At 59.4% G+C, this 25,950-nt stretch carries 24 protein-coding genes and 2 pseudogenes; 19 read left to right on the top strand and 7 right to left on the bottom strand.

Going from position 1 to position 25,950, the window contains the following annotated elements:
- Window positions 1–21 precede the first annotated feature (21 nt).
- The 3 genes from prlC (at window position 22) to V3H56_RS27120 (ending at window position 4,547) form a co-directional block, all read left to right on the top strand.
- Window positions 22–2,100, top strand: a complete 2,079-nt coding sequence (gene prlC, locus V3H56_RS27110; RefSeq protein WP_199925079.1) for an oligopeptidase A — start codon at window positions 22–24, stop codon at window positions 2,098–2,100.
- Window positions 2,097–2,375: a YheV family putative zinc ribbon protein gene (locus tag V3H56_RS27115; RefSeq protein ID WP_042732621.1), complete on the top strand. Its 279-nt coding sequence runs from the start codon at window positions 2,097–2,099 to the stop codon at window positions 2,373–2,375. The genes prlC and V3H56_RS27115 overlap by 4 nt, the downstream gene beginning before the upstream one ends.
- Window positions 2,376–2,498: 123 nt before the next feature.
- Window positions 2,499–4,547 (top strand): M3 family metallopeptidase, encoded by a 2,049-nt coding sequence (locus V3H56_RS27120; RefSeq protein WP_047735721.1) that lies wholly within the window; start codon window positions 2,499–2,501, stop codon window positions 4,545–4,547.
- Here V3H56_RS27120 and V3H56_RS27125 read toward each other — a convergent pair.
- Window positions 4,489–5,169, bottom strand: a complete 681-nt coding sequence (locus V3H56_RS27125; protein ID WP_042731246.1) for a tyrosine-protein phosphatase — start codon at window positions 5,167–5,169, stop codon at window positions 4,489–4,491. The genes V3H56_RS27120 and V3H56_RS27125 overlap by 59 nt on opposite strands.
- A gap of 185 nt (window positions 5,170–5,354) precedes the next feature.
- Between V3H56_RS27125 and V3H56_RS27130 the strand changes: the two genes are divergently transcribed.
- The 3 genes from V3H56_RS27130 (at window position 5,355) to V3H56_RS27140 (ending at window position 9,033) form a co-directional block, all read left to right on the top strand.
- A complete protein-coding gene (locus V3H56_RS27130; RefSeq protein ID WP_338474040.1) occupies window positions 5,355–6,413 on the top strand; it encodes a PA0069 family radical SAM protein in 1,059 nt (352 codons plus the stop codon).
- A gap of 265 nt (window positions 6,414–6,678) precedes the next feature.
- Window positions 6,679–7,410, top strand: a complete 732-nt coding sequence (locus tag V3H56_RS27135) for a carbonic anhydrase (protein WP_042731244.1) — start codon at window positions 6,679–6,681, stop codon at window positions 7,408–7,410.
- Window positions 7,411–7,503: 93 nt separating this feature from the next.
- Window positions 7,504–9,033 carry a SulP family inorganic anion transporter gene (locus V3H56_RS27140; RefSeq protein WP_042731243.1) on the top strand — a complete coding sequence of 510 codons (1,530 nt, stop codon included), beginning with the start codon at window positions 7,504–7,506 and terminating at the stop codon, window positions 9,031–9,033.
- A gap of 130 nt (window positions 9,034–9,163) precedes the next feature.
- On the opposite strand, the gene V3H56_RS27145 is transcribed toward V3H56_RS27140, so the two are convergent.
- Window positions 9,164–9,814 (bottom strand): hypothetical protein, encoded by a 651-nt coding sequence (locus V3H56_RS27145; RefSeq protein WP_042731242.1) that lies wholly within the window; start codon window positions 9,812–9,814, stop codon window positions 9,164–9,166.
- A 374-nt stretch (window positions 9,815–10,188) separates the two neighbouring features.
- Between V3H56_RS27145 and coxB the strand changes: the two genes are divergently transcribed.
- The 4 genes from coxB to V3H56_RS27165 all read left to right on the top strand — a co-directional run bounded on the left by coxB (window position 10,189) and on the right by V3H56_RS27165 (window position 14,586).
- Entirely contained in the window at window positions 10,189–11,316 is a 1,128-nt protein-coding gene (coxB, locus tag V3H56_RS27150) for a cytochrome c oxidase subunit II (RefSeq protein WP_042731241.1), read from the top strand.
- An 82-nt stretch (window positions 11,317–11,398) separates the two neighbouring features.
- Window positions 11,399–12,991 (top strand): cytochrome c oxidase subunit I, encoded by a 1,593-nt coding sequence (gene ctaD / locus V3H56_RS27155; RefSeq protein ID WP_024778458.1) that lies wholly within the window; start codon window positions 11,399–11,401, stop codon window positions 12,989–12,991.
- A 131-nt stretch (window positions 12,992–13,122) separates the two neighbouring features.
- On the top strand, window positions 13,123–13,674 hold the full coding sequence (locus tag V3H56_RS27160) for a cytochrome c oxidase assembly protein (RefSeq protein WP_042731240.1): 552 nt from the start codon (window positions 13,123–13,125) through the stop codon (window positions 13,672–13,674).
- Window positions 13,675–13,698: 24 nt separating this feature from the next.
- On the top strand, window positions 13,699–14,586 hold the full coding sequence (locus V3H56_RS27165) for a cytochrome c oxidase subunit 3 (protein WP_042731239.1): 888 nt from the start codon (window positions 13,699–13,701) through the stop codon (window positions 14,584–14,586).
- A 9-nt stretch (window positions 14,587–14,595) separates the two neighbouring features.
- Here V3H56_RS27165 and V3H56_RS27170 read toward each other — a convergent pair whose 3' ends face one another.
- Window positions 14,596–14,799, bottom strand: coding sequence for a twin transmembrane helix small protein (locus V3H56_RS27170; protein WP_338474041.1), 204 nt, complete (start codon window positions 14,797–14,799; stop codon window positions 14,596–14,598).
- Between the two features lie 70 nt (window positions 14,800–14,869).
- Between V3H56_RS27170 and V3H56_RS27175 the strand changes: the two genes are divergently transcribed.
- From V3H56_RS27175 to V3H56_RS27205, 7 genes are all read left to right on the top strand, one after another.
- Window positions 14,870–15,607: an SURF1 family protein gene (locus V3H56_RS27175; RefSeq protein ID WP_338474042.1), complete on the top strand. Its 738-nt coding sequence runs from the start codon at window positions 14,870–14,872 to the stop codon at window positions 15,605–15,607.
- Window positions 15,573–16,166: a hypothetical protein gene (locus V3H56_RS27180; RefSeq protein ID WP_047735713.1), complete on the top strand. Its 594-nt coding sequence runs from the start codon at window positions 15,573–15,575 to the stop codon at window positions 16,164–16,166. The genes V3H56_RS27175 and V3H56_RS27180 overlap by 35 nt, the downstream gene beginning before the upstream one ends.
- Before the next feature lie 10 nt (window positions 16,167–16,176).
- Complete coding sequence (locus tag V3H56_RS27185) at window positions 16,177–17,256, top strand: COX15/CtaA family protein (RefSeq protein WP_042730493.1); 1,080 nt, start codon at window positions 16,177–16,179, stop codon at window positions 17,254–17,256.
- On the top strand, window positions 17,244–18,143 hold the full coding sequence (cyoE, locus tag V3H56_RS27190) for a heme o synthase (protein WP_047735711.1): 900 nt from the start codon (window positions 17,244–17,246) through the stop codon (window positions 18,141–18,143). The genes V3H56_RS27185 and cyoE overlap by 13 nt, the downstream gene beginning before the upstream one ends.
- Window positions 18,140–18,775: an SCO family protein gene (locus V3H56_RS27195; RefSeq protein WP_338474043.1), complete on the top strand. Its 636-nt coding sequence runs from the start codon at window positions 18,140–18,142 to the stop codon at window positions 18,773–18,775. Before cyoE ends, V3H56_RS27195 begins: the two co-directional genes overlap by 4 nt.
- A 763-nt stretch (window positions 18,776–19,538) precedes the next feature.
- On the top strand, window positions 19,539–19,901 hold the full coding sequence (locus tag V3H56_RS27200; protein ID WP_338474044.1) for a DUF6124 family protein: 363 nt from the start codon (window positions 19,539–19,541) through the stop codon (window positions 19,899–19,901).
- A 287-nt stretch (window positions 19,902–20,188) separates the two neighbouring features.
- Window positions 20,189–21,103, top strand: a complete 915-nt coding sequence (locus tag V3H56_RS27205; RefSeq protein ID WP_338474045.1) for a hypothetical protein — start codon at window positions 20,189–20,191, stop codon at window positions 21,101–21,103.
- A gap of 169 nt (window positions 21,104–21,272) precedes the next feature.
- Here the strand turns inward: V3H56_RS27205 and V3H56_RS27210 are convergent, their stop codons facing one another.
- The 4 genes and pseudogenes from V3H56_RS27210 to V3H56_RS27225 all read right to left on the bottom strand — a co-directional run.
- Window positions 21,273–22,175 (bottom strand): RES family NAD+ phosphorylase, encoded by a 903-nt coding sequence (locus V3H56_RS27210; protein WP_338474046.1) that lies wholly within the window; start codon window positions 22,173–22,175, stop codon window positions 21,273–21,275.
- Window positions 22,176–22,300: 125 nt separating this feature from the next.
- Window positions 22,301–23,209 carry a sce7725 family protein gene (locus V3H56_RS27215; RefSeq protein ID WP_338474047.1) on the bottom strand — a complete coding sequence of 303 codons (909 nt, stop codon included), beginning with the start codon at window positions 23,207–23,209 and terminating at the stop codon, window positions 22,301–22,303.
- Window positions 23,170–24,057: a sce7726 family protein gene (locus tag V3H56_RS27220; protein WP_338474048.1), complete on the bottom strand. Its 888-nt coding sequence runs from the start codon at window positions 24,055–24,057 to the stop codon at window positions 23,170–23,172. The genes V3H56_RS27215 and V3H56_RS27220 overlap by 40 nt, the downstream gene beginning before the upstream one ends.
- Window positions 24,058–24,367: 310 nt before the next feature.
- A pseudogene (locus tag V3H56_RS27225) lies at window positions 24,368–24,949 on the bottom strand (KR domain-containing protein); the annotation flags it as partial.
- 6 nt (window positions 24,950–24,955) lie between these two features.
- On the opposite strand from V3H56_RS27225, the pseudogene V3H56_RS27230 reads away from it, so the two are divergent.
- A pseudogene (locus V3H56_RS27230) lies at window positions 24,956–25,276 on the top strand (SCO family protein); the annotation flags it as partial.
- 283 nt (window positions 25,277–25,559) lie between these two features.
- Window positions 25,560–25,922, top strand: coding sequence for a metalloregulator ArsR/SmtB family transcription factor (locus tag V3H56_RS27235; RefSeq protein ID WP_338474049.1), 363 nt, complete (start codon window positions 25,560–25,562; stop codon window positions 25,920–25,922).
- Window positions 25,923–25,950 lie beyond the last annotated feature (28 nt).

Below are 25,950 nucleotides of genomic sequence, written 5' to 3' on the forward strand. Positions count from 1 at the left end.
GATTGTAATTAAGATGGCCCCATGTTTCTTCCAGCCAAGGTGCCAACCGTGAGCGTGAACAACCCTCTTTTGCAACCCTATGACCTGCCGCCATTCTCGGCGATTCGTGCCGAGCATGTGCAACCGGCCATCGAGCAGATCCTGGCTGACAACCGCGCGGCCATCGCGCAAATCCTCAAGAGCCAGGGGCAGCAGCCGACCTGGGCCGGCCTGGTGCTGGCGATGGACGAACTCAATGACCGCCTCGGCGCTGCCTGGAGCCCGGTCAGCCATTTGAACGCCGTGCGTAACAGCCCCGAACTGCGCGAGGCCTACGAGGCCTGCCTGCCGGCGCTGAGTGCGTACTCCACCGAACTGGGCCAGAACCGCGAACTGTTCCAGGCATTCGAAGCCCTGGCGCGCAGCCCCGAAGCCGCCGGGTTCGACGTCGCGCAAAAAACCATCCTCGAGCATTCGCTGCGGGACTTCCGTCTGTCGGGTATCGACCTGCCGCCCGAGCAGCAGAAGCGCTACGCCGAGGTGCAGAGCACCTTGTCCGAGCTGGGCAGCCGCTTCTCCAACCAACTGCTGGACGCCACCCAGGCCTGGACCAAGCACGTCACTGACGAAGCCGCCCTCGCCGGCCTCACCGACTCGGCCAAGGCGCAGATGGCCGCCGCCGCGCAGGCCAAGGGGTTGGACGGCTGGCTGATCAACCTGGAATTCCCCAGCTACTACGCGGTGATGACCTACGCCGAAGACCGCGCCCTGCGTGAAGAGGTCTACGCGGCCTACTGCACCCGCGCCTCGGACCAGGGCCCGAATGCCGGCCAGAACGATAACGGCCCGGTGATGGAACAGATCCTCGACCTGCGCCAGGAGCTGGCCCAACTGCTGGGCTTCGCCAATTTCGCCGAGTTGAGCCTGGCGACCAAAATGGCTGAGTCCAGCGACCAGGTGCTCGGTTTCCTGCGGGACCTGGCCAAGCGCAGCAAACCGTTCGCCGCACAGGACCTGGAGCAGTTGAAGGCCTTCGCCGCCGAACAGGGCTGCCCCGACCTGCAAAGCTGGGACAGCGGCTTCTATGGCGAAAAACTGCGCCAGCAGCGCTACAGCGTTGCCCAGGAAGCCCTGCGTGCCTACTTCCCGATCGACAAGGTACTGGGCGGCCTGTTCGCCATCGTGCAACGCCTCTATGGCATCGAGATCGCCGAACTGAAAGGTTTCGACACCTGGCATCCGGACGTTCGCCTGTTCGAGATCAAGGAGAATGGCCAACACGTCGGCCGTTTCTTCTTCGACCTCTATGCCCGCGCCAACAAACGCGGCGGTGCCTGGATGGATGGCGCGCGCGACCATCGGCGCACCCTCGACGGCTCGCTGCAAAGCCCGGTGGCCAACCTGGTGTGCAACTTCACCCCGGCCGACAGCGGCAAGCCGGCGCTGCTGACCCACGACGAGGTCACCACGCTGTTCCACGAATTCGGCCATGGCCTGCACCACCTGCTGACCCGTGTCGAGCATGCAGGCGTGTCCGGCATCAACGGCGTGGCCTGGGATGCCGTGGAGCTGCCGAGCCAGTTCATGGAAAACTGGTGCTGGGAGCCCGAAGGCCTGGCGCTGATTTCCGGCCACTATGAAACCGGCGAACCGCTGCCCCAGGACCTGCTGGAAAAAATGCTCGCGGCGAAAAACTTCCAGTCCGGCCTGATGATGGTCCGTCAACTGGAGTTCTCGCTGTTCGACTTCGAGCTGCACGCGACCCACGGCGACGGCCGCAGCGTGCTGCAAGTGCTCGAAGGCGTGCGCGACGAGGTGTCGGTCATGAGGCCGCCGGCCTACAACCGCTTCCCCAACAGCTTCGCGCACATCTTTGCCGGCGGCTACGCGGCGGGCTACTACAGCTACAAATGGGCGGAAGTGTTGTCGGCCGACGCGTTCTCGAAGTTCGAAGAGGACGGCGTGCTCAACGCCGACACCGGCCGCGCGTTCCGCGAAGCCATCCTCGCCCGCGGCGGCTCGCAAGAGCCGATGGTGCTGTTCGTCGACTTCCGTGGCCGTGAGCCGTCGATTGACGCACTCTTGCGCCATAGCGGCCTGACCGAGGACGCGGCAGCATGAGCGAGGGGCCTGTGATCACCAAACGACGCTTCATCGCCGGGGCGGTCTGCCCGGCGTGCAGTGAGCCGGACAAGCTGATGATGTGGAACGAAGACGGCGTACCCCACCGCGAATGCGTGGCCTGCGGTTATTCCGACACACTCAACGAGCAAGGCCTGTCGGTGCCCAAGGAACTGGGCACGCGCGTCAACACCTCGGCGCCCAAGGTGCCGGACGCCAAGGTCCAGGCGGTGCAGTTCTTCCCCAACCCCAAGTTGAAGAAGAAAACCGACTGAAACCTGCGGTGTGACCTCCCGACCCGCCCGGAAGATCACACCACAGGCCATACATAGTTACCGCCCGGCACGCGGCCTTCCTTCCCAGACTGTCCAGCACGTACAGACTGACAGGAAGGCCTCATGCCCGACGACAACCCGCTGTTGCAGGCCTATGACCTGCCCCCGTTCGCACAGATCCAGGCCCGCCATTTCTCGCCGGCCCTCGACCGGATCCTGGCCGAGAGCCGCGCCCAAGTGGCCGACATCATCAAGACCCAGACGCCCTTTCCCACGTGGGACGACCTCGTGTTGGCCATGGACGCCATCCATTCGCGACTGGAGGGTTTCGGTTATCTGCTGCACCTGCTGACCTCGACCCGCACAGGGGACGCCTGGGCGCAGGTGGCCCTCGATTGCAGCGAACGGCTGCATGATTTCCAAGCCTGGCTGAAACGCCATCCCATGCTGTTCACGCTCTACCGGCGCCTGGCGGACAGCGCGATCGCCCGGCATTTTTCACCGGCGCGCAAGCGAGTGCTGGAGAAAATCCTGCGGCGCTTGCACCACAGCGGCGCGGCGGAGAGCTTGCCGGCCGACCTGGGCGTGTTGAAGCTGCGCATCAAGGAAGTCCAGGGATTGTTCCTGGAGAACCTGCACATGGCCACCCAGGCCTGGCGCATGACGTTTGACGATGAAGCCCGGTTGCGTGGCCTGCCGACCCGGTTCAAGCGGCAGATGGCCCGCCAGGCGCGGGAAGCCGGGCACGGCGGATGGCTGCTAACCCTCAGCGACGAGGCGTATGGCCTCGTCAGCCAATACGCCGACGATCGCTTGCTGCGCCAGCAGGTGCACGAAGCCTACAGCACCCGCGCATCGGATCAGGGACCCCACGCGGGGCAGTTCGACAACAGCGACATGCTCCGGCAATTGCTCGATGACCGGCATCGGTACGCCACGTCCCTGGGCTACACCGACTTTGCCCAGATGGCGATCGAGCCGGAGCAAGCCACGTCCACCGAAGAAGTGCGAGCGTTCCTGCGGCGCCAACTCGAACGCCAGCAGCGTCACCTCAAGCGCGACGCCGACCAGCTCAAGGCGTTTGCCGCGCAGCAAGGCCTCGACGAACTCCAGCCTTGGGATTACCCGTACCTGGCCAACCAACTTCGCCAACAAGCGGCCGGCGCATCCAAGGAGGCGCTGAGCGTCTGGTTCGCACTGGACGCCACTTTTGCACAGCTGTTGCAGATGGCCACGACGCTGTTCGGCGTCGACTTCGTCGAGCGCCAGGAGGTGGCGACCTGGCACTCGGACGTGCGTCTTTACGAGGTCCGTGAATGGGGGGCGGTGATCGGCTACCTGTATTTCGATCCGTTTTCGGCCCCCAACCGAGACGGTTTCCCCCACACCAGCACCCTGCGAAACCGCCATATCACCGCCGAGGGCCGCCCTCGACACCCCATTGCCGTACTGCATGGCTGGCTGCCGCGCAGCGAGGGGCCGGAGCCGGTGCTGCTCGACCACCTGCAACTGCGCATCCTGTTCCACGAGTTCGGCCATTGCCTGCAGCATGTGTTGACCCGCGCCGACTATCGCGACCTGTCGGGCATCAACGGCCTGTCTCGCGACACCGCCGAGTTTGCCGGGGTCTTGTTCGAGCAATGGTGTTTTTCCAGGCAGGGCCTGGTGCGCGTCGCGCGGCACTACCAGAGCGGCGAAGCCATGCCCGACACGGTCGCCGACCAGTTGCTGACCTTCACCCGGACCCAGGCCAGTTGGGAAACCGCCGTGCTGTTGCGCAACGCGCTGTTCGACCTGGAACTGCACCGCACCCACGGCGACGGGCGCAGCGCCCAGCAGGTCTTCGATCAAGCCAACGCTCAATTGCAGCACCTGCCGGTGACCACGACCGAACGCTGGCCCAACAGCCTGGATTACCTGGTGACCGGCTACGAGGCAAAGCTCTACGCCTACGCCTGGACGAAGGAGTTGGCCGCCAGTGTGTTCCACCGGTTCAAGCGCGAGGGGCTGTTCAACCCGGCCACCGGCCGCGCACTGCGTGAAATCATTTTTGCACCGGGGGACTCGCGACCGTTGTCCGAATCCATCGCCGCCTTTGCAGGCGCACCGCCAATCAGTGGTCCGGCCGGACCATCTGCGGATCGAGGTGCGGGGCCGAGACGGTCGAGTTGACCCAGCTTTCCAGGGAACACAGCGCGAAGACGCTGGTGCTGCAGTCACCGTTCGCCAACGCCAGACGGAGTTTCTCCACATCGGCCTGCATCACGTAACGAACACCGTCCTTGAAGTGATGGCTGTCACCGAAGCCGCCCTCTGTCATCTCGTTCAAGGCGTCCTCTTTGCTCCAGCCCTGCACCACCACCCGGTACATGGCCGCCACCAGCCCGGTTCGATCCGAGCCGTGCTTGCAGTGCATCAGCACCGGCCCCTTGGCTTCCGCGGCCTGGACGGCGCGCAGGGCGCGAAGGATGTCGCTGTCGTCGACGTGATTGGTGCGATAAGGCAGCCGGACCTGTTCAATACCAGGGTCGGAGAGCCAGCGCGCATCCGATTCCGGCAGGAACGTGATAACCGTGCCGATCCGCAGCTTCGTCAGCAATGGCATAGCGCCGCCGTTCGGCAAGGAGCTGCGGTAAAGCGTGGGCGACATCTGGTAAAGGTTGTAATCCTTTTCCACAGGCTGCGCCCACTCAGGGGGCCGCGTCTGCACGGCATCCGCCGCCTGGGCGGGCATTTCGGCCAGCCCAATGAGCAAGGCCAGGCAACACAGTGAACGGGAGCAGAGCTTGAACATGCACGGACGACCGGAAACAAAAGGGTTCGAAGGTGCGCAGTGTCGGCTCGCTCCGGTTAAAAACCCGTAAGCAGGACGTCAAAGTGTTGTGAATTGCGTTCGGTGATGACCGGGCCGCTGAATGGCACTGGTCCAAAGGCAGAGGGCGATATACTGTATGCTCATACAGCTTCGGAGTATTAGCCATGTCAGCCCCCCTGCCGCCACGTGGCCGTGGCACCGCGGCCAACCCGCACAACCGCTTCGCCCCCAGCCGCTCGGTGGTCGAGGATGACGGCTGGTATCAGGAAGTGCCGCCGACCCAGGGCACCGAAATCCGCTTCGAAACGGCGAAGACCATCATCACCCGCAACACCTCGCCGGACATCCCTTTCGATCGCTCGATCAACCCCTACCGCGGCTGTGAGCACGGCTGCATCTACTGTTACGCCCGTCCCAGCCATGCGTACTGGGACATGTCGCCGGGGCTGGATTTCGAAACCCGGCTGATCCCCAAGAGCAACGCCGCCGATGTGCTGGAAGAACAGCTGTCCAAGCGTGGCTATCAATGCGCGCCGATCAACCTGGGCTCCAACACCGACCCCTACCAGCCCATCGAGCGCGAGCAGCGCATCACCCGCAGGGTCCTGGAAGTGCTGCTGCGCTACCGCCATCCGGTGACCATCGTGACCAAGGGCTCGCTGATTCTGCGCGACCTGGACCTGCTCACGGAACTGGCCCGCCAGCGGCTGGTGGCGGTGATGATCAGCCTCACCACCCTGGACGATGAGCTCAAGCGCATTCTCGAACCGCGCGCGGCGGCGCCCAAGGCGCGGTTGCGGGCAATCAAGGTCATGCGCGAGGCCGGCATCCCGGTGGGGGTGCTGTGTGCACCGATGATCCCGATGATCAACGACAGCGAGATCGAAGCCCTGCTGGCCGAAGCCCACGCCGCCGGCGCCCAGTCGGCGTCGTACATCATGTTGCGCCTGCCCTTGGAGGTGGCGCCGCTGTTCGAGCAATGGCTGCAGGCGCACTACCCGCAGCGCGCCGCCCACGTGATGAGCCTGGTCCGCCAGAGCCGTGGTGGCGAACTGTACGACAGCCAGTTCGGCAGCCGCATGCGCGGCGAAGGCCCCTTCGCCGACCTGCTGGCCCAGCGTTTCACCAAGGCGATCAAGCGCCTGGGGCTGGATCGGCGCGAAGGCTACACGCTCGATTGCGACGCCTTTTGTCCGCCGGGCCGACAAATGTCCTTGATTTGAATACAGTTGACCTTGAAACAGCGTTAAAACAACGTTCACACACCGTTCACACACCGGGGCCAGGCCCCGTTGGGTTGTGATTCATGCCTTGTAATCTACGTCCTAGAGCCGTTGATTCAGTTTGAGTTAAGTTTCGGCCGCTACCTTGTTTCACGAGTGACTGACGGGTCGAACCCATCGACCTGGACGTTTTTTAACCAGCCACTAGTGGCCAGTGTGACTGGATCCGTCACGTTGGACACCGAACCGTCAAAGAGGATGAATCATGAGTGACAAGGATAAACAGCCGTTGGCTGCGTCGGCTTCAGCCCAACCCGAGGCGGAGACCGCCGATGCAGCGCTGCAGCATATTGTTGACGGCTTTTTGCATTTCCATCACGAAGTCTTCCCACAGCAGGAAGAGCTTTTCAAGAAACTCGCCACCGCCCAATCTCCCCGGGCGATGTTCATCACCTGCGCGGACTCGCGCATCGTGCCCGAGTTGATCACCCACAGTTCCCCCGGCGACCTGTTCGTCACCCGTAACGTCGGCAACGTCGTCCCGCCCTACGGGCAGATGAACGGCGGCGTGTCCACGGCCATCGAGTACGCCGTGCTGGCCCTCGGTGTGCAGCACATCATTGTCTGCGGCCATTCCGATTGCGGTGCCATGCGTGCCGTACTCAATCCGCAAACCCTGGAAAAGATGCCCACGGTCAAAGCCTGGCTGCGCCACGCCGAAGTGGCCAAGACCATGGTCCATGACAACTGCCCGTGCGGCGACGAAAAACAGACCATGCCCATCCTCACCGAAGAGAACGTGATCGCACAGTTGCAGCACTTGCGAACGCACCCCTCGGTGGCCTCGCGCATGGCCAGCGGCCAGCTGTTCATCCATGGCTGGGTGTACAACATCGAGACCAGCGAGATCAAAGCCTTCGACGCGGACCGGGGTTGTTTCCTGCCGCTCGACGGTAGCCGACCGATCCCGGTGGCGACGCCCAAAGCGCGCTTCTAACCGCTCCTAATACCATCCTTGCGTGGAACAAAGCCTGCCGCCCTTTCGGCGGTCGGGCCTTGCCATGCCTGAAGAAACTTCGGGAGAGTCGCCATGCGTGCTGCTCAATTAAAAGCTGTTCTGCCACGCGAGCTACTCGCTTCCGTGGTTGTGTTCCTGGTGGCGCTGCCCTTGTGCATGGGCATTGCCATCGCCTCCGGCCTGCCGCCCGCCAAAGGGCTGGTCACCGGCATCATCGGGGGTCTGGTGGTGGGTTTCCTCGCCGGCTCCAAATTGCAGGTCAGTGGCCCGGCCGCCGGGTTGGCGGTGCTGGTCTTCGAACTGGTGCGCCAACATGGCGTGGCGATGCTCGGGCCGATCCTGCTGCTGGCCGGGCTCCTGCAACTGCTGGCCGGGCGCTTTCGCCTCGGCTGCTGGTTCCGGGTGACCGCACCGGCGGTGGTCTACGGGATGCTGGCGGGCATCGGCGTGCTGATCGTGTTGTCCCAGGTCCATGTGATGCTCGACGCGGCGCCCAAGCCGTCCGGGCTGGATAACCTGCTGGCCTTCCCGGCTGCGGTGGGCCAGGCCTTGCCGTCCTTCGGCTGGCAGGCCGGGCTGCTCGGCCTGTCGACGATTGCGGTGATGTGGCTGTGGGAAAAGTTTCGTCCCCACAGCCTGCGCTTCGTCCCCGGCGCCTTGCTCGGCGTAGGCCTGGCGACCATCGCCAGCCTGCTGCTGGCCTTGCAGGTCAAACGCGTGGAAGTCCCGGAAAACCTCGCCGACGCCATCGACTGGCTACGCCCGGCGGACCTATTGAACCTGGCTGACCCGACGGTGCTGATTGCCGCCTTCGCGGTCGCGTTCATCGCCAGCGCCGAAACCCTGTTGTCGGCAGCGGCGGTGGATCGCATGCACAGCGGCGAACGGGCAGACTTCGACCGGGAACTCTCGGCCCAAGGCATCGGCAACATGCTGTGCGGCCTGGTCGGCGCCTTGCCGATGACCGGTGTGATCGTGCGCAGCTCCGCCAACGTCCAGGCCGGGGCAACCACCCGGATGTCGACGATTTTCCACGGCCTGTGGCTGTTGCTGTTCGTGTTGCTGCTGTCCAGTGTGCTGCAGAGCATTCCGGTGGCGAGCCTGGCGGGGGTGCTGGTGTACACCGGTTTCAAACTGGTGGACGTCAAGGCCTTTCGAAACCTGGGCCGCTATGGCCGGATGCCGATGTTCACCTACGCCGCCACGGCGCTGGCCATCATCTTCACCGACCTGCTGACCGGCGTGCTGATCGGTTTCGGCCTGACCCTGGCGAAACTGGCCTGGAAAGCCTCGCGGTTGAAGATCAGCCTGATCGACCTGCCCCAGGAAGGTGAGATGGAACTGCGGCTGGTGGGCGCGGCGACCTTCCTCAAGGTCCCGGCGCTGACCCAGGTGCTGGACACCCTGCCCGAGGGCGTGACGGTGCATGTACCGCTCAATAACCTGAGCTACATCGACCATTCGTGCCTGGAGCTGTTGGAAGAATGGGGCCGGGCGAATGCCAGCAAGGGCTCGAAGCTGTTGATCGAATCCCGCGGGCTCAAGCGTCGGCTGGAGGGGCGGTTGCGCACGACCGTCGGGGTGGGCGCAGCTTCTGCCTGATATCCCCAATCAGTGTGGGAGCGAGCTTGCTCGCGATAGCGGTGTATCAGTCAACGTCAATGTTGGCAGATCCAATGCCATCGCGAGCAAGCTCGCTCCCACAGGGGGTTTGTGAGGATACAGCTCTGGATCAAGCCGCTGGCTGATCCAACTCCAGGCCCAGGCCCAGGCGGCGTGACATGCATGGCCAGCGCTTCCACGCGGCGCCGGTGTTCGGGCTGCTGAGCTTCTCGCGGTAGGTTTCCACCGACTCCAGGGCGAACGTCTCGTCGTTGAGCATCTCGTCGAAGGCGTGATGCACCACTTCATCGAGTTGGTTGGCAAAGGCTTCGCCGATCAACTGGTGGGCAATCAGATTGGCGACCGTCATGTCCAGGGGGATCAGTGGCTGGCCGAAATGCTTGATGTACAGGTCATTGACCTCTTCGACGAATCGATGGGCCAGGTAGGCTTCGTCCAGCAGGCTGTCGAGCCCGACATGGCCGGCCATGATCGTCGGCGGCTGGAGGAAGTACTGTTCGGCGATCTTCAGGACCGGCTTGATCTGCGGCTCGATGCCCGCCTCTTTGGCGACTTCGTTGGCGGCATCCAGCAGGTCAGGCACTTCATCGATGTAGGCGGCGACAAAGCGCGCCAGGACGGCGTTGGCATTCGCCTCGGGCAATTGGATAGCACGGTGCAGGTGAGGTAACTGGTTTTCCAACTGACGGGCCAACTGGCCGGTCTGGGCTTCGTGTTGTTGGGCTTTTTGGATCTGCTCGCGCAATGCGGCGGTGTTCATGACAACTCCAGGGAAACAAAGGCAATGAAATAGGGAAGACATAACTTAGCTGGCGCAAACACACTCCTAAGACCTATTTTTCATAATTGCGCTCTTCCTTGATGCGTCACAGTTATATCGGTTTGCCATCACTCAAGGCCGAATGGTTCTCCATTCGCGGTCCCTGGCGCAAGTCCCCCTGTTTCAAACGATTTACGCGGTCGCGTTGCGAGGTTGCAGTCGCTGTCTATACTCGGGTTGGAATGGAGTTAGCTGATGACACCCGATGCATAGGCAGCAAGGCACGGCGGTCGAGTTCGCAGTCTGATGTAGCCGCTCTCCTTGCCGCAGGCGTTACGCCTACGGGATAACAAGAACGATAAGGGGAACCCGCAATGACGCGACATCCACACGTATGGATGGGCCTCCTGTTGTGGTCGATTTTCAGCCAGGCGCAAGCCGCCTGGACTGTGAATATGGCGCCTGGAGCGACACAGATCAGCAACGCAGTGTTCGACTTGCACATGACCATCTTCTGGATCTGTGTAGTCATCGGCATCATCGTCTTCGGCGCCATGTTCTGGTCGATGATGATGCACCGCCGCTCAACCGGCCAGAATGCCGCCCACTTCCACGAAAACACCCGCGTCGAGATCCTCTGGACGATTGTGCCCTTCGTGATCCTGGTGGCCATGGCGATTCCCGCTACCGCCACGCTGATCAAGATGTATGACTCCAGCGAGTCGGACATCGACATCCAGATCACCGGCTACCAATGGAAATGGCACTACAAATACCTGGGCCAGGACGTCGAGTTCTTCAGCAACCTGGCCACGCCCGCCGAACAGATCCATAACCAGAGCGCCAAGGGCGAGCACTACCTGCTGGAGGTCGACAAGCCGCTGGTGCTGCCGGTCGATGCCAAGGTGCGCTTTCTGGTGACCTCCGCCGACGTGATCCACTCCTGGTGGGTGCCGGCCTTCGCGGTCAAGCGCGATGCGATTCCCGGTTTCGTCAACGAAGCCTGGACCCGCGTCGACAAGCCCGGCGTGTATCGCGGCCAATGCGCCGAACTGTGCGGCAAGGACCACGGGTTCATGCCGATCGTGGTCGAGGTCAAGAGCAAGCCCGACTACGAGAAATGGCTGGGTGAACGCAAGGCCGAAGCCGCGCAGCTCAAGGAGCTGACCAGCAAGGAATGGACCCTCGACGAACTCAAGGAACGTGGCGACAAGATCTACCACACCACTTGCGTGGCCTGTCACCAGGCCGAAGGCCAGGGCCTGCCGCCGATGTTCCCGGCACTCAAGGGTTCGAAGATCGCCACCGGGCCCAAGGCCGATCACTTGAGCATCGTCTTCCACGGCAAGCCCGGCACCGCCATGGCGGCGTTCGGCAAGCAGTTGTCGGAGGTCGATATCGCGGCCGTCGTGACCTATGAACGTAACGCCTGGGGCAACAACAAGGGCGACATGGTCACGCCTAAAGAAGTGCTGGAACTCAAACAGGCGGAAAGCAAATGAGCCGACCTGAAGCGTTTTCCCGCAATCGGTCGGGGCTCGCCGCTCCGCGCCGTCCAGCCCAATCGTTCGAAGGAGACAGGACATGAGTGCTGTGATCGATGACCACGGTCATGCCGGCGCCGACCACGCCCACGGCCCCGCCAAGGGCCTGATGCGCTGGGTACTGACCACCAACCACAAGGACATCGGCACGCTGTACCTGTGGTTCGCCTTCTCCATGTTCCTGCTGGGCGGCTCGTTCGCCATGGTGATCCGCGCCGAGCTGTTCCAGCCCGGCCTGCAGATCGTGGAGCCGGCGTTCTTCAACCAGATGACCACCATGCACGGCCTGGTGATGGTGTTCGGCGCGGTGATGCCGGCCTTCGTCGGCCTCGCCAACTGGATGATCCCGTTGATGATCGGCGCGCCGGACATGGCCCTGCCACGCATGAACAACTTCAGCTTCTGGCTGTTGCCGGCGGCGTTCCTGCTGCTGGTGTCGACGTTGTTCACCGCCGGCGGCGGGCCGAACTTCGGCTGGACCTTCTACGCCCCGCTCTCCACCACCTATGCGCCGGAAAGCGTGACGTTCTTCATCTTCGCCATCCACCTGATGGGCATCAGTTCGATCATGGGCGCGATCAACGTGATCGCCACCATCCTCAACCTGCGCGCCCCCGGCATGACGCTGATGAAAATGCCGCTGTTCGTCTGGACCTGGCTGATCACCGCGTTCCTGCTGATCGCGGTGATGCCGGTGCTGGCCGGCTGCGTGACGATGATGCTGATGGACATCCACTTCGGCACCAGCTTCTTCAGCGCCGCCGGCGGCGGTGACCCGGTGCTGTTCCAGCACGTGTTCTGGTTCTTCGGCCATCCCGAGGTGTACATCATGATCCTGCCGGCCTTCGGTGCCGTCAGCTCGATCATCCCGGCGTTCTCGCGCAAGCCGTTGTTCGGCTACACCTCGATGGTCTACGCCACCGCGGCCATTGCGTTCCTGTCGTTCATCGTCTGGGCGCACCACATGTTCGTGGTGGGCATCCCGCTGGTGGGCGAGCTGTTCTTCATGTACGCCACCTTGCTGATCGCCGTGCCCACCGGGGTAAAGGTGTTCAACTGGGCCAGCACCATGTGGCAAGGCTCGCTGACCTTCGAGACGCCGATGCTGTTCGCCGTGGCGTTCGTGATCCTGTTCTCCATCGGCGGCTTCTCCGGGCTGATGCTGGCCATCGCCCCGGCGGACTTCCAGTACCAGGACACCTACTTCGTGGTCGCGCACTTCCACTACGTACTGGTGCCCGGCGCAATCTTCGGGATCTTCGCCTCGGCCTACTACTGGCTGCCGAAATGGACCGGCCACATGTACGACGAGACCCTGGGCAAGCTGCACTTCTGGCTGTCGTTCATCGGGATGAACATGGCGTTCTTCCCGATGCACTTCGTCGGCCTGGCCGGCATGCCCCGGCGTATTCCCGACTACAACCTGCAGTTCGCCGACTTCAACATGGTCTCGTCCATCGGCGCATTCATGTTCGGCACCACGCAGATCTTCTTCCTGTTCATCGTGATCAAGACCATCCGTGGCGGCCCACCGGCACCGGCCAAGCCATGGGATGGCGCCGAAGGGCTGGAGTGGAGCGTGCCATCGCCGGCGCCCTACCACACCTTCACTACGCCGCCGGAAGTGAAATGAGATGACACACAGGCCTCCTGTGGGAGCGGGCTTGCTCGCGAATCAGACGACGCAATCTAACAGAAACACCGCGTCATCGTTCTTCGCGAGCAAGCCCGCTCCCACAGGGTTCGGTGCAAGGAGCCGATGCCATGGCTGACTCGATTTCGCTGAAGAAACTGGTCACCCGCCTGCTGGTCGTGGTGGTGGCCATGTTCGTCTTCGGTTTCGCCCTCGTGCCGATCTACGACGTGATGTGCAAGGCGTTCGGCATCAACGGCAAGACTGCCGGGCAGTACGAGGGCGAGCAGGTCACCGATGCGTCGCGCCAGGTGCGTGTGCAGTTCCTGTCGACCAATGCGGTGGACATGCCCTGGGACTTCTACCCCAAGGGCGATCAGTTGGTGGTCCAGCCGGGGGCCGTGAACGAAATGGTCTTCGTCGCGCACAACCCCACCAACCGGCCGATGAGTGCCCAGGCCGTGCCAAGCATCGCGCCGAGCACCGCGGCGGCGTACTTCCACAAGACCGAATGTTTCTGCTTTACCCAGCAAGTGCTGCAACCCGGAGAACGAATCGAAATGCCCATGCGCTTCATCGTCGACCGGGACATGCCCAAGGATGTGAAGCACCTGACGCTGTCCTACACGCTGTTCGATATCACCGCTCGTCATCCACCGGTGGCTCTAAACACTGACCGATAGCGTGCCCGATAAGGAGAACAATAAATGGCAACTCACGAACACTATTACGTTCCGGCCCAGAGCAAATGGCCGATCATCGCCACGGTCGGGATGTTCGTCACGGTGTATGGCCTGGCGACCTGGTTCAACGACCTGAAGGCCGCACGACCGGAATCCCACGGCCCACTGATCTTCTTCATCGGCGGCCTGCTGGTGGCCTACATGCTGTTCGGCTGGTTCGGCGCGGTGATCAAGGAAAGCCGCGCCGGGCTCTACAGCCCGCAGCTCGACCGCTCGTTCCGCTGGGGCATGAGCTGGTTCATTTTCTCGGAGGTGATGTTCTTCGTCGCCTTCTTCGGCGCGCTGTTCTATGTCCGCCATGTGTCGGTGCCGGGCCTGGCGGGCGAAGGTACCAAGGGCCTGTCGCACATGCTCTGGCCCAACTTCGAATACGCCTGGCCGTTGCTGAACAACCCTGACCCGAAACTCTACCCGGCACCCAAGGAGGTCATCAGCCCCTGGGGGCTGCCGCTGCTCAACACCGTGCTACTGGTCAGTTCCAGCGTCACCATCACCATCGCCCACCACGCGCTGAAGAAAGGCCATCGCGGTGCGCTGAAGCTATGGCTGGCGATTACCGTGCTGCTGGGGTGCGCCTTCCTGGGCTTCCAGGCCGAGGAGTACATCCACGCCTACAAGGAACTGGGCCTGACCCTGGGCTCCGGCGTCTACGGCGCCACCTTCTTCATGCTCACGGGGTTCCACGGCGCCCACGTCACCATTGGCACGATCATCCTGTTCGTCATGCTGATGCGCATCCTGCGCGGGCATTTCGACAACGAGCATCAGTTCGGCTTCGAGGCGGCGAGTTGGTATTGGCACTTCGTCGACGTGGTGTGGATCGGCCTGTTCATCTTCGTCTACGTGCTCTAGGAGCACGCGTTACCACGGGGCATGGGACACCAGCTGGCCGCTGAAGAAACCCCAGGCGGTCAAGCCGACGGTGACCGCGGCCAAGCCGACCCGAACGGCCAGGGCAATCAGCAGGCGATTGGAATCGCTGTCGTCCTTGACCAGGAAAAACAGGCCGCTGAACAGGCTCGCAACCGTGGCAATCAGCATCAGGACGATGGCCGCTTTTAGCATTGGGGACACTCCGGGGGGACGCGATGCAGGTGAGTATAGCTATCCCGTTCGAGCACTTTCGGACGGCGCCATGAGAGGCTTCCGGCCGGGCCTCGTGCCGACGCTGGTGGTGGCCGTGCTGGTGCCACTGATGGTGTGCCTGGGGTTCTGGCAGTTGAGCCGTGGCGAATACAAGCGCGTGCTCATGCAGCAATACGCCGAGCGCCGCGTGGCGCCCCCGATGGACAGCACCGAACTGGCGCAGACCGCCGACCCGGCTTTTCGCGTGGTCGAGCTGCAAGGTCACTTCGACGTCGAGCACAGCATCCTGCTGGACAACCGCCAGCACGACGGCCAGGTCGGCGTCGAACTGCTGCAACCGTTTCTCGACCGTGCAACCGGCGCATGGCTGCTGGTCAATCGCGGCTGGCTGCCATGGCCTGACCGCCGCACGCCCCCGGTCTTCAGCACCCCGGAGCAACCGGTGAGCGTTCAGGCCTGGGTCTATGTCGCACCGGGCGCCACCTTCCAGCTCCACGCCGACCCGGTGGCCGCCCCGTGGCCGCGCCTGGTCACCGCCATCGAACCGGACAAGCTCTGGGCGGAACTGGGGCGCAACGGCTTCAGCTATGAACTGCGCCAGCAAGGCGGCCCGGGCGCCTATCGGACCGACTGGCCGGTGGTGAGCATGGGCCCGGAAAAACACCTCGGTTATGCCGTGCAGTGGTTCGCCATGGCGGCGGCGCTGTTCGGCCTTTTTCTTTATCTCGGATGGCACAACGCAGGGAGACCGCATGGGAAGCACCATGAATCCAACCAACACGTCTGAGGCACCCGCCACGCCCAGCCGGCGCAAAGGGCGCCTGCAACTGCTGCTGATCGTGTTCGGCGTGATCGGGCCGATGATCCTCGCCACCGGCATGTACAAGTTCCAGTTCTGGGTACCCGACAGCCGCAGCTACCACGGCGAGCTGATCGGCAACGGCCAGACCCGCGCCGAGATCGGCGTGCAGGCCGACGAGCAGCGCTGGCAGATCCTGGTCACCGCCCCGCAGGCGTGCTCGGTGGATTGCCGGCAACTGGTGTACCTGGCCCGGCAGGTGCAGATCGGCCTCGGTCGCGATGCGTCCCGCGCCAGCCATGCCCTGGCCATCGCCCAGCCGCTGGACGCCGAGTACGACGCCCAATTGCAGCGCGAGTATCCGCAACTGCAGCGCTACCCGCTGGACCTGCCGGCCTACCGCAAAGGTGCCCAGGACACGGGCGGCGCCCAGCTGTGGATCATCGACCCCCACAGCAACCTGGTGCTGCGCTACGACGCCCGCGTCAAGGGCAAGGACCTGCTCAACGACCTGCGCCACCTGCTGAAACTGTCGAACATCGGATGAGGGCATCGACATGGCCAAACCTGGATTTCGCCTTGCGCTGTTTGCCACGCTGCTGGCACTGATCGTCGTATTGCTGGGCGCCTACACCCGCCTGACCCACGCCGGCCTCGGTTGCCCGGACTGGCCCGGTTGCTACGGTTTCATCAGCGTGCCCAAGAGCGAAGCCCAACTGGCCCATGCCGAGCTGCATTTTCCCGACGCCCCGGTGGAAGCCCATAAAGGCTGGAACGAGATGGTCCACCGCTACTTTGCCGGGACCCTCGGGCTGCTGATCACCGTGCTCGCCGCCCGGGCCTGGATGAACCGTCGGCACCCCGGCCTGCCGTTGAAACTGCCGCTGTTCCTGCTGGCCGTGGTCTTCGCGCAAGCGGCGTTCGGCATGTGGACCGTGACCCTCAAGCTTTGGCCGCAGGTGGTCACCGGGCATTTGCTCGGCGGCTTTGCCACCCTGAGCCTGTTGTTTCTGTTGACCTTGCGCCTGTCCGGCGTGTTGCCGGCACTGACCGTGCCCAGGCGCCTGCAACACTGGGCCACCGCCGGGTTGTTGCTGGTGATCGGCCAGATCGCCCTGGGCGGTTGGGTCAGCTCCAACTACGCCGCGGTGGCCTGTATCGACTTCCCCACCTGCCACGGCCAATGGCTGCCGCCGGCGGATTTCGCCAACGGCTTTCACCTGACCCAACACATCGGCCCCAATTACCTGGGCGGGCAGCTCGACAGCGATGCCCGCACCGCCATCCACCTGACCCACCGCATTGGCGCGCTGCTGGTCACGGTGGTGCTGCTGGGGTTGGCCTGGCAGTTGAAGACGGTCGGCATGACCCGCCTCGCCGGCCTTGTGCTAGTGGCGCTGGCGGCGCAAATCACCCTGGGCATCAGCAACGTGCTGTTCCATTTGCCGCTGCCGGTGGCCGTCGCCCACAACGCCGGGGGCGCCGCGCTGCTGCTGACCCTGGTGCTGGTCAATTATCACGCCCGGACCAGCCTGGTCCGGGTCAGGCATCAGGTGCCGCTGCGCTGGCGGTTCACGCCGCATAAGCACGGCGCCAGCCCCATCACGATAAAAGGAGAGATGCCATGGCAACCCTGACCGGTGAACGCCACAGCCGGGCGATCTGGCGCGATTACCTGGAGCTGACCAAGCCCAAGGTGGTGGTGCTGATGCTGATCACCTCGCTGGTAGGCATGTTCCTCGCCACTCGCGCGGGCGTACCGTGGACGGTGCTGGTGTTCGGCAACCTGGGGATCGCCTTGTGCGCCGGTGGCGCGGCTGCGGTCAACCACGTGGTGGACCGGCGCATCGACGCGGTCATGGCCCGTACCCACAAACGGCCACTGGCCGAGGGCCGGGTGTCCCCTGCCGCCGCCCTGACCTTCGCCCTGGCCCTGGCCCTGGCCGGGCAAGCGCTGCTGCTGGCCTTCACCAACCCGCTGACCGCCTGGCTGACCCTGGCCTCCTTGCTGGGCTACGCGGTGGTCTACACCGGTTTCCTGAAACGGGCGACGCCGCAGAACATCGTCATCGGCGGCCTGGCCGGCGCCGCACCGCCGCTGTTGGGCTGGGTGGCCGCCACCGGGCACGTCAGCGCCGAACCGCTGCTGCTGGTGCTGATCATCTTCGCCTGGACCCCACCGCACTTCTGGGCCCTGGCCATCCACCGCAAGGAGGAATACGCCAAGGCCGACATCCCGATGCTGCCGGTGACCCACGGCGAGCACTACACCAAGGTGCATATCCTGCTGTACACCCTGGTACTGCTGGCGGTGAGCCTGATGCCGTTCGTGATCCAGATGAGCGGGATGCTCTACCTGGTGTGCGCACTGGTGCTCGGCGCGCGATTCCTGCAATGGGCCGTGGTGTTGTACCGTGGCAGTCGGCCGCATGCGGCGATCAACACCTTCAAGTACTCTATTTACTACTTGTTCCTGCTGTTCATCGCCCTGCTTGTAGATCATTACTTACTGTTGAGCCTATGACTCGAACCCAGAAAACCGTCTTCACCCTCGTGGCCGTGATCGCGCTGATCCTCGGCCTTACCGTCAACAAGGTACTGTCCGGCAAGGGCGAAGGCGACCCGACGGGGCTGATCGACGCCGGCATCATCCTGCTGCCCCAGAGCCGCAACCTGCCGGACGTGAAAATGACCGACCAGGACGGCCAACCGGTGACCGTCAACGCATTGAAGGACAAATGGAGCCTGCTGTTCTTCGGCTACACCTTCTGCCCGGACATCTGTCCGACCACCCTCGCCCAACTGCGCCAGATCAAGAGCGAACTGCCGCCCGCCGCAGTGGACAAGCTGCAGATCGTGCTGGTGAGCGTCGACCCGAACCGCGACACGCCCAAGCAGCTCAAGCAATACCTGGGCTACTTCGACCCGCAGTTCAAAGGCCTCACCGCCTCTTCCATCGAAGACCTGCAAAAACTCGCCAATGCGGTGAGCATTCCGTTCATCCCGGCGGACACCAGCAAACCCAACTACACCGTCGATCACAGCGGCAACCTCGCCGTGATTGGACCCGACGGCACCCAACGCGGGTTTATTCGTGCGCCGTTGAATAATCAGAAGCTGGTGGTGCAGTTGCCGGAGATGTTGAAACGTAAATAACGCCACCAATCCCCTGTGGGAGCGAGCTTGCTCGCGATGAATTCAACACAATTCCCATGGCGAGGGAGCTTGCTCCCGCTCGACTGCGCAGCAGTCGCAAAACCAGAGAACGCGGTTTACCTGAAGAAACACCGGGGCCTGCTACGCAGGCCAGCGGGAGCAAGCTCCCTCGCCACAGGTGGTTGTGTCGAGCCGAATATCCAGCCCAACACAACCACTGTGGGAGCGGGCTTGCTCGCGAAAGCGGCGGGTCAGCTTGCATCAATATTGAATGTGCCACCCTCTTCGCGAGCAAGCTCGCACACACTGGGCGGCGGTGAACACAGTATCTGCAACAGCCCGATCCCCCGGTGGGAGCGAGCTTGCTCGCGATAAAACGACACGGTTTCAGAACAGAACACCCCACCCGATTCGCTAAAAAACCTCTCTCCTACAGCCCCCACCTACACCCCTCCATCAAGCTACGCATCCTTGCGTCTTTGCCTACAACTACGCCAGAATTCGCCCGCTTGTGCGCCTTGTTCCTGGGTTCTATTGTCGTTCCTGCCACTGCCCATCAGTGGTCGGGTTTAGTAGCCCGAGGTAATCGAAGTTGTACAAGCACGTCTCAAACAGGGCCCTACCCTGTTCTTGATGGTGGCTGTACGCAGGGCGCCTAGGCGCGCCGGCTTCTTCGGTTCCCCGGTCTACTAACCTGCGTACAGCTGCCACCCCTTTGTTTAGTAGCTTCGGGTTGTCGGCATCACATCAGGAACCGAAGCGTATGTTCAAAATAACTCCGAACCCACCAGAACCAGGGTCCACCGCACAATCCGCAAAATCCAAAGCCAAGCAGCAAGACGAAGCCACCAAACGCGTGCTCGATCACTACCTGCTACCGAAATCGGAAAAATCTCAAGACGCCCCCAAACCAGGCCAGCTATTCACCGTCGTGAAAGGCCTCGACAACGAATGCTTGCTCGCTAACCTCAGTGAGACGTTGGCTTCGGCTGATGCGATGGTGAGTGATTTGGCGTTTGAGCTGGAGGGATCGCGGCGCCATGTGGCATTGGGGATTCAGCAGTTGATTGAGCTGGGTTCGTTGTTGGCGAATCGGGTGTTGGATAACGTGGAGCCGGGGCGGTAGGTAGAGGCTTACCAATCAAACCCGACGCCCTGCGTCGGGTTTTGATATTTCAAGCGTAGGAAAGGGCAGCATGTTTACTACATACTCCCCATAGACATATCGCTAAAGACTTCGTAATCTCGCCACAAGTCTTTTCGCTTTTCTTCTCTTAGCGCCTGTCGCACTCCAACTGTCGGCTCTCTCGCTCAGGAGATCAACACGAAGGACGAACTTAGCGATCGATATGCAGAAATATAAATACTACATGCGCTGCTTGCTTATAGGTAATCTATAAAGGGAAATCTAACTTGGCTGCCAAGATCACACCCCGTCTAATTGAGCTAACCTACGAGGCAGCGCTGCAGTCATATTGGCGACGGAAGGCACTGCGAAAATTCCTTATTGCATCGCATATTTCAAATAGCTTCATCTTAGAGTGGTCAGAAGACGAATCGAAACGCGATCTTCTAGATCGACTTTTCCAAAAATTGCAAACAACAGATAAAGGCAAAGCCGTTATTTTTCAAATGGCACGGAACCTATCGGAGCAATCTTCCTTTCCCGATCTTCGAAATTGGGAAGACTCCGAACAAAAAACACAAAATGCTCATAAGGCGGTTCAGGAACTTAAGCTATATTTAAGCCTGCAAGATGCGGAAATCACGTCCGAAAGGGAGCGTTTGAAAGTTCAAGAACGAGCACAAGCTGAAAAAGAGCTTGTTAAACGCTCATTGACAGATAGAGCAAAGCTTCAACAGCTTCTGGATGCGATGCACTCACGGGTAGGCACGCAAGAGGGCGGCTATGAATTTGAAAATTGGTTCTATCAATCGCTAGATTTTTGCGAACTACAAAATAGAAGGCCATATAAAATTGATGGCAGACAGATAGATGGCTCACTAACCCACGAAGGTACGACTTACCTCGTAGAGCTAAAGTTTACAAAAGATCAATCTGGAGCCAAGGACATCGATTCGCTTAAAGCAAAAGTTAATAAAATGGCTGACAACACGATGGGGATTATGGTTTCCATTAGCGGCTACAGCTCAGTAGCAATTTCTGAGGCATCAGGAAGTAAAACCACGTTAATTATCATGGATGCCAGCCATCTATATTTATTTTTGTCCGGAGCTATGAAGTTCGGGGAAATAATTTCAAGAATGAGACGTCACGCATCTCAAACAGGTGAAGCCTATTTGCCGGTCAGCAAATTTCATGCCTAGTGATATTGATAATATCAGACGTCCGCCTGTCTCTTTCCTACTTCTCCGGACGCTACGGACGGTATCCGCACCTGCGCTATACACAGTTAGATTTTTCATAGCCATTGTTCAAAACTGCTCGGGGAAAGCTAGCTTTCCCGAGTTTTTCAAATGGCCAAATAGCCTGCGACTAAACCTGCTCATATTCATGAACTGTTTTATTCACAATGTATTTTATCGGGGCGGCAGGATTTAGCGACTGACCGTCAAAAAACACATAATTTTTACCCTGTCCAAATGAGCTATTAAAAACAATGCCGTCGAATTTCGCTTCGCTTTTAATAAATTCGCATAAGAACTGCGTTGGAATATAGTCCAAGTTGCTATTTTCTGGTCTAATAGGTTTGGAAAGCTCATTGGAAAATAATTCAAGGAGCCCGAGATAGCCCAATACAGCTGACAGTTGTTCCTCTCCAAAAGCTGACGCGGAACAGTACTTTCTAGGTGCTGTTAAGTCCAGGAGGGATAATTCGCGCACTGGAGTGACTTGAGCGACATATACACCGCTAGAATTGCTCGGCCTGACCTCACTTATGCAGGTTACCAAACTGTCCGCTACATAGAGATAGGGAATTCCCAATGGGTTCGCCCGTCCCCCTGTCACAATTTCACGTGGAGGACAGCCCATTTGCCCGGCGTCCAATGGTTTGTCTGATATTCGTGCCCTGAAGAAACTTTCCCGTACATCAACCGGAATTTTTAATTGCTCCAGAAGCTGAAACAGCACCCCTTCATTGCTATCCGGCGCTGATCTGCTGAAGAGTGAGGCGTGCATGGTTGCCTTCGGAAAGAAACGATTCCTATGCTTAAGCTCTACCTTAAAGTCTTCCCATTCATCAGTATAACTTGCGACGTCAAAATCAAATAAAAACCGCTTGCTCGCTGTATCGCTTCCGAAAATATCCTTAACAAGGATGTCTGTCTGTCGAATCCCGTCACTTAAAACTCCATACGACCTAAGGATCTCAGCGAATGAATGTCCTCCTTCATCCTCACGCAGACCATAGGTAAAGAGCTCCAACTTATCAGCCAAATTGGTGGGATCAATGCAAGATACTTGACCAGTTCCGCAATAACTGCAACGACTAATTTCGCCTTGGGCATTTATTTTCGCAACTATAACGGAGTCATGAAAACACTGAACGCAGCATCTAGGCATCATGCACCCCTGACAAAGTTACACGTGGTTTCAATGTGATGCTTTATTGAGTACTTTTTAACCTGCCCTAGTCCTGGAAAAGGATTATCTCTTAACGAAACCAACTCCTGGAAGCCCTGTGTTTTATTGAATACCTCCGGATTGGATACGGAAAAATCCCACAACTTTTCAAGTGCTGATTTGAATTTGCCCCCTGGGTTAGCAGGTGAATCATCGTTGAATGATGAAAAGTGACGAACGTACATGGCATCAAATTCAGCTGAGTTAATATAACTCAGGTGAATAGTTACCACGTAGGCTGGCCCACCAGCTTCACTATACTCCTCACTTAGAATTGTATAATCACCAAAGCCGATGGCATTTGAATAGGATTTCCACTCTGTATGCAATGAAGAATAAAATGATTTATCTTCATAGTCTGCATTACGAATTTTTTTATCAAAAAAGTCTCCAAACAATACAACATTTTTTAAGAGCGAAAGCGCTCCAGGATGGATTTTTTCTTTGTTGACTAGAACGCATGATGCAGGGCCGAGCTTATCGACAAATGATTTATCTATGCCGCCATCTATTAAGACGGCACTTTCAGATAATGCGAACCCAAGCTCGGATAGTAATGATAGATCCTCTACACTTTTAGCTTTTATACATGGCCTAAAGGATTCTGACTGCCCACTAATCTCAAGCAAGACTTTTTCACTTTTAGAAAAATCGCCAATGTTTGGATTAACAATGACCAGAGGCTTAATTCCTGATTTATTTAGCGCCTCAATTGTTTTGTGCAGAGGAATCAGATTCCCTCTAACAGGCTCAATGACAGGACAAACTAACTCAGGCGAAATATTTTCTGCAAGTTCCCTAAGAGCGATCAGTTCAAACTGCTTGCCCCGCAATATTGGGTAATACATATAGCATCCTTACTAAAAATTCTGTTTAGATTATTAGACAGACTGCGCCGATGGGTAGCGCGCAATTTAAATCCGATCCCGGCCATTAATAAAGATCTTGGAAGAGATAGAATAAATTCTTTTTCAATTTTCCTGGTTTTTTTAAGAGTTGCGCAAAAAGCTCTCCTGACGTCAGGGGAAGGTATTTTTTGTAAAATGCTTTCGCATGCGGAAAAGATTTCCGTATTGGGGTAATCAATATTCTGATGCGAGACCGCCGTAACGATTTCTTTATATTCATGCACGCGAAGTGAGCGCATAAGAATGGAGATATCTACTGGCTCCTTAGATATAACTGCCTCTCTGATTAAACGAAGATTTTTTCTAGGGGTTAACTCTAGAATACCCACATCGTGCTCACAAGAGTTTAAAACTTTTGACAGATGCGACTGCCCTACAACTACATACACCTTATCAAATAGTTTTTTGTAGGATGCCAACTGCTCTGGCAGGCGGTCCAAATTGTCAAAGTCGGACTTTATTTCGTAGCATGTGGAGCTGCCATTTAAAATAACGCAATCTGCCTTACTTCGCCCTACCCTGAACTCCGGCAATACAGTTGCTGTATTTAGAGAGTGCCTACCCAAGAGTAAGCGCTCAGCAACAATATTCTTAAAAAAGTATTCGGTTCTGTATTCTTTGGATAGCGCTGAATAAGAGCACTCAAATACATCAGCAACGGTAAATTCTTCTTCAAGCTCTTCTTCGTAATGAGCCGCAACTTCCAAAAGAAAATCGAAATTTCCGGATGCTATTTCCGTAAGTCGTTTGCTTGAGAACAGTCTCGCTGCATCTCTTGTAGTTAACACTCTATTGACCTCGTACACCATCCCGTCAGTGATCGCCAAGCCAAGAGCAGATTTTCCCCGACGGCCGGTGGCATTTTCATTGCCACGTCGCCCACACCGTGCGTGCACCTCAATCGGTGGGGAGGGCTAGGCGTTGTCCGGCATTAGATAGGCCGGTGATACGTTGCCGCAAGAATACGCCAACTTGTAGGGAAGCGCATAAGGACAAAGAGGATAGATTTTTTCACAAAATGCATCTCCACCAGATTCGCGTGCCGATCAATCCCGACCGGCACGCGTGCTTTACTTTTCCTGTCTTCTGATAGGCCGCTTAACCCAATGCCCCCGCAACCGTCGTAGTCCCCCGCCCAATCAACCGCCCCAACACCCCATTCTCATCAAACAACGCCCCTTTCGCCGCCGCCACATCAGAATCCGCCAGCAACGCCGCCAACCCCACACTGATCAACACTGCCTCAAACTCAGCCTGCGGCAGGCTCTGATAAACCACTGGCTTATCGGTTTTCTGGCTGATCAACGCAGCCAGTTCGGTCAAGGTGTAGCTGCTATCCCCCGCCAGTTCATAGACTTTGCTCGCCTGCCCCTCAGTGGTCAGCACCATCGCTGCGGCTTGGGCGTAGTCGGCACGGGGCGCGGAGCTGATACGGCCCTCGCCGGCGCTGCCGAGCAGGACGCCATGTTCCACGGCGCTCGGTACGTTCGCCAGGTAGTTTTTGGTGTACCAGCCGTTGCGCAGCAAGACGTGGGGCACACCCGAGGCTTTCAAGGCGGCTTCGGTATCGCGGTGTTCAACGGCCAAGCCCAAGCTGGAGGTGTCGGCGTGCAGGACGCTGATGTAGGCGAGAAGTGCGATACCAACTGCCTTGGCGGCTTCGATCACGGCGCGGTGTTGGGCGGTGCGGTGGACAATCTGCAGATCGTGCTGGTGAGCGTCGACCCGAACCGCGACACGCCCAAGCAGCTCAAGCAGTACCTGGGCTACTTCGATCCGCAGTTCATTGGCCTGACGGCTTCGTCTGTTGAAGACCTGCAAAAACTCGCCAATGCGGTGAGCATTCCGTTCATTCCGGCGGACACCAGCAAACCCAACTACACCGTCGATCACAGCGGCAACCTCGCCGTGATTGGACCCGACGGCACCCAACGCGGGTTTATTCGTGCGCCGTTGAATAATCAGAAGCTGGTGGTGCAGTTGCCGGAGATGCTCAAACGCAAATAACCCACATCCCAAAAGCCTGCTCCCACCACAATCCCCGTGGCGAGGGAGCTTGCTCCCGCTCGACTGCGCAGCAGTCGCAAAACCAGAGAACGCGGTTTACCTGAAGAAACACCGGGGCCTGCTACGCAGGCCAGCGGGAGCAAGCTCCCTCGCCACAAAGGTTTCATCCGACTGAAGTGAACGGCATCAGGCGTTCTACGCCAGGCCTTTCATCAAATATCGCCTTGCACGAAACATTTGGAAATACGTATATTCGATTTTCCATATGTTACGAGTGCGCGACATGATCACGCCCCTCGATGTCTTCAAGAGCCTGGCCGACGAGACTCGCGTCCGCGCCATCCTGCTGATTGCCGAACAAGGCGAGCTCTGCGTTTGCGAGTTGATGTGCGCACTCAACGACAGCCAGCCAAAGATCAGCCGCCACCTTGCCCTACTGCGCAGCAACGGCTTGCTGCTTGATCGCCGTCAGGGCCAATGGGTCTATTACCGTCTTAATCCGGCGCTTCCCGATTGGGTGCGTGACATCCTGCAACGGACTTCGAAGGCCAATATCGGCTGGCTCAAGGACAACACCTCCCGCCTGAAGCATATGAACGGACGTCCCGTGCGCGAAACAGCCTGCTGCCCAGCCCTTATCGAGTGATTCACCCTTTCTGCTCTGGCGTTGCGCC

Origin of the sequence: Pseudomonas sp. MS646, from assembly GCF_036693845.1 — a bacterium.
Taxonomy (GTDB): Bacteria; Pseudomonadota; Gammaproteobacteria; order Pseudomonadales; family Pseudomonadaceae; genus Aquipseudomonas; species Aquipseudomonas chlororaphis_E.

Coding starts and splice junctions, on each gene's coding strand:
- V3H56_RS27130 (WP_338474040.1), top strand. CDS start 5,355: ATGTCAGCCCCCCTGCCGCCACGTGGCCGTGGCACCGCGGCCAACCCG.
- V3H56_RS27165 (WP_042731239.1), top strand. CDS start 13,699: ATGGCAACTCACGAACACTATTACGTTCCGGCCCAGAGCAAATGGCCG.
- prlC (WP_199925079.1), top strand. CDS start 22: ATGTTTCTTCCAGCCAAGGTGCCAACCGTGAGCGTGAACAACCCTCTT.
- V3H56_RS27235 (WP_338474049.1), top strand. CDS start 25,560: ATGATCACGCCCCTCGATGTCTTCAAGAGCCTGGCCGACGAGACTCGC.
- ctaD (WP_024778458.1), top strand. CDS start 11,399: ATGAGTGCTGTGATCGATGACCACGGTCATGCCGGCGCCGACCACGCC.
- V3H56_RS27185 (WP_042730493.1), top strand. CDS start 16,177: ATGGCCAAACCTGGATTTCGCCTTGCGCTGTTTGCCACGCTGCTGGCA.
- V3H56_RS27135 (WP_042731244.1), top strand. CDS start 6,679: ATGAGTGACAAGGATAAACAGCCGTTGGCTGCGTCGGCTTCAGCCCAA.
- coxB (WP_042731241.1), top strand. CDS start 10,189: ATGACGCGACATCCACACGTATGGATGGGCCTCCTGTTGTGGTCGATT.
- V3H56_RS27145 (WP_042731242.1), bottom strand. CDS start 9,814: ATGAACACCGCCGCATTGCGCGAGCAGATCCAAAAAGCCCAACAACAC.
- V3H56_RS27175 (WP_338474042.1), top strand. CDS start 14,870: ATGAGAGGCTTCCGGCCGGGCCTCGTGCCGACGCTGGTGGTGGCCGTG.
- V3H56_RS27115 (WP_042732621.1), top strand. CDS start 2,097: ATGAGCGAGGGGCCTGTGATCACCAAACGACGCTTCATCGCCGGGGCG.
- V3H56_RS27120 (WP_047735721.1), top strand. CDS start 2,499: ATGCCCGACGACAACCCGCTGTTGCAGGCCTATGACCTGCCCCCGTTC.
- V3H56_RS27160 (WP_042731240.1), top strand. CDS start 13,123: ATGGCTGACTCGATTTCGCTGAAGAAACTGGTCACCCGCCTGCTGGTC.
- V3H56_RS27125 (WP_042731246.1), bottom strand. CDS start 5,169: ATGTTCAAGCTCTGCTCCCGTTCACTGTGTTGCCTGGCCTTGCTCATT.
- V3H56_RS27140 (WP_042731243.1), top strand. CDS start 7,504: ATGCGTGCTGCTCAATTAAAAGCTGTTCTGCCACGCGAGCTACTCGCT.
- V3H56_RS27170 (WP_338474041.1), bottom strand. CDS start 14,799: ATGCTAAAAGCGGCCATCGTCCTGATGCTGATTGCCACGGTTGCGAGC.
- V3H56_RS27180 (WP_047735713.1), top strand. CDS start 15,573: ATGGGAAGCACCATGAATCCAACCAACACGTCTGAGGCACCCGCCACG.
- cyoE (WP_047735711.1), top strand. CDS start 17,244: ATGGCAACCCTGACCGGTGAACGCCACAGCCGGGCGATCTGGCGCGAT.
- V3H56_RS27195 (WP_338474043.1), top strand. CDS start 18,140: ATGACTCGAACCCAGAAAACCGTCTTCACCCTCGTGGCCGTGATCGCG.
- V3H56_RS27215 (WP_338474047.1), bottom strand. CDS start 23,209: ATGTATTACCCAATATTGCGGGGCAAGCAGTTTGAACTGATCGCTCTT.
- V3H56_RS27200 (WP_338474044.1), top strand. CDS start 19,539: ATGTTCAAAATAACTCCGAACCCACCAGAACCAGGGTCCACCGCACAA.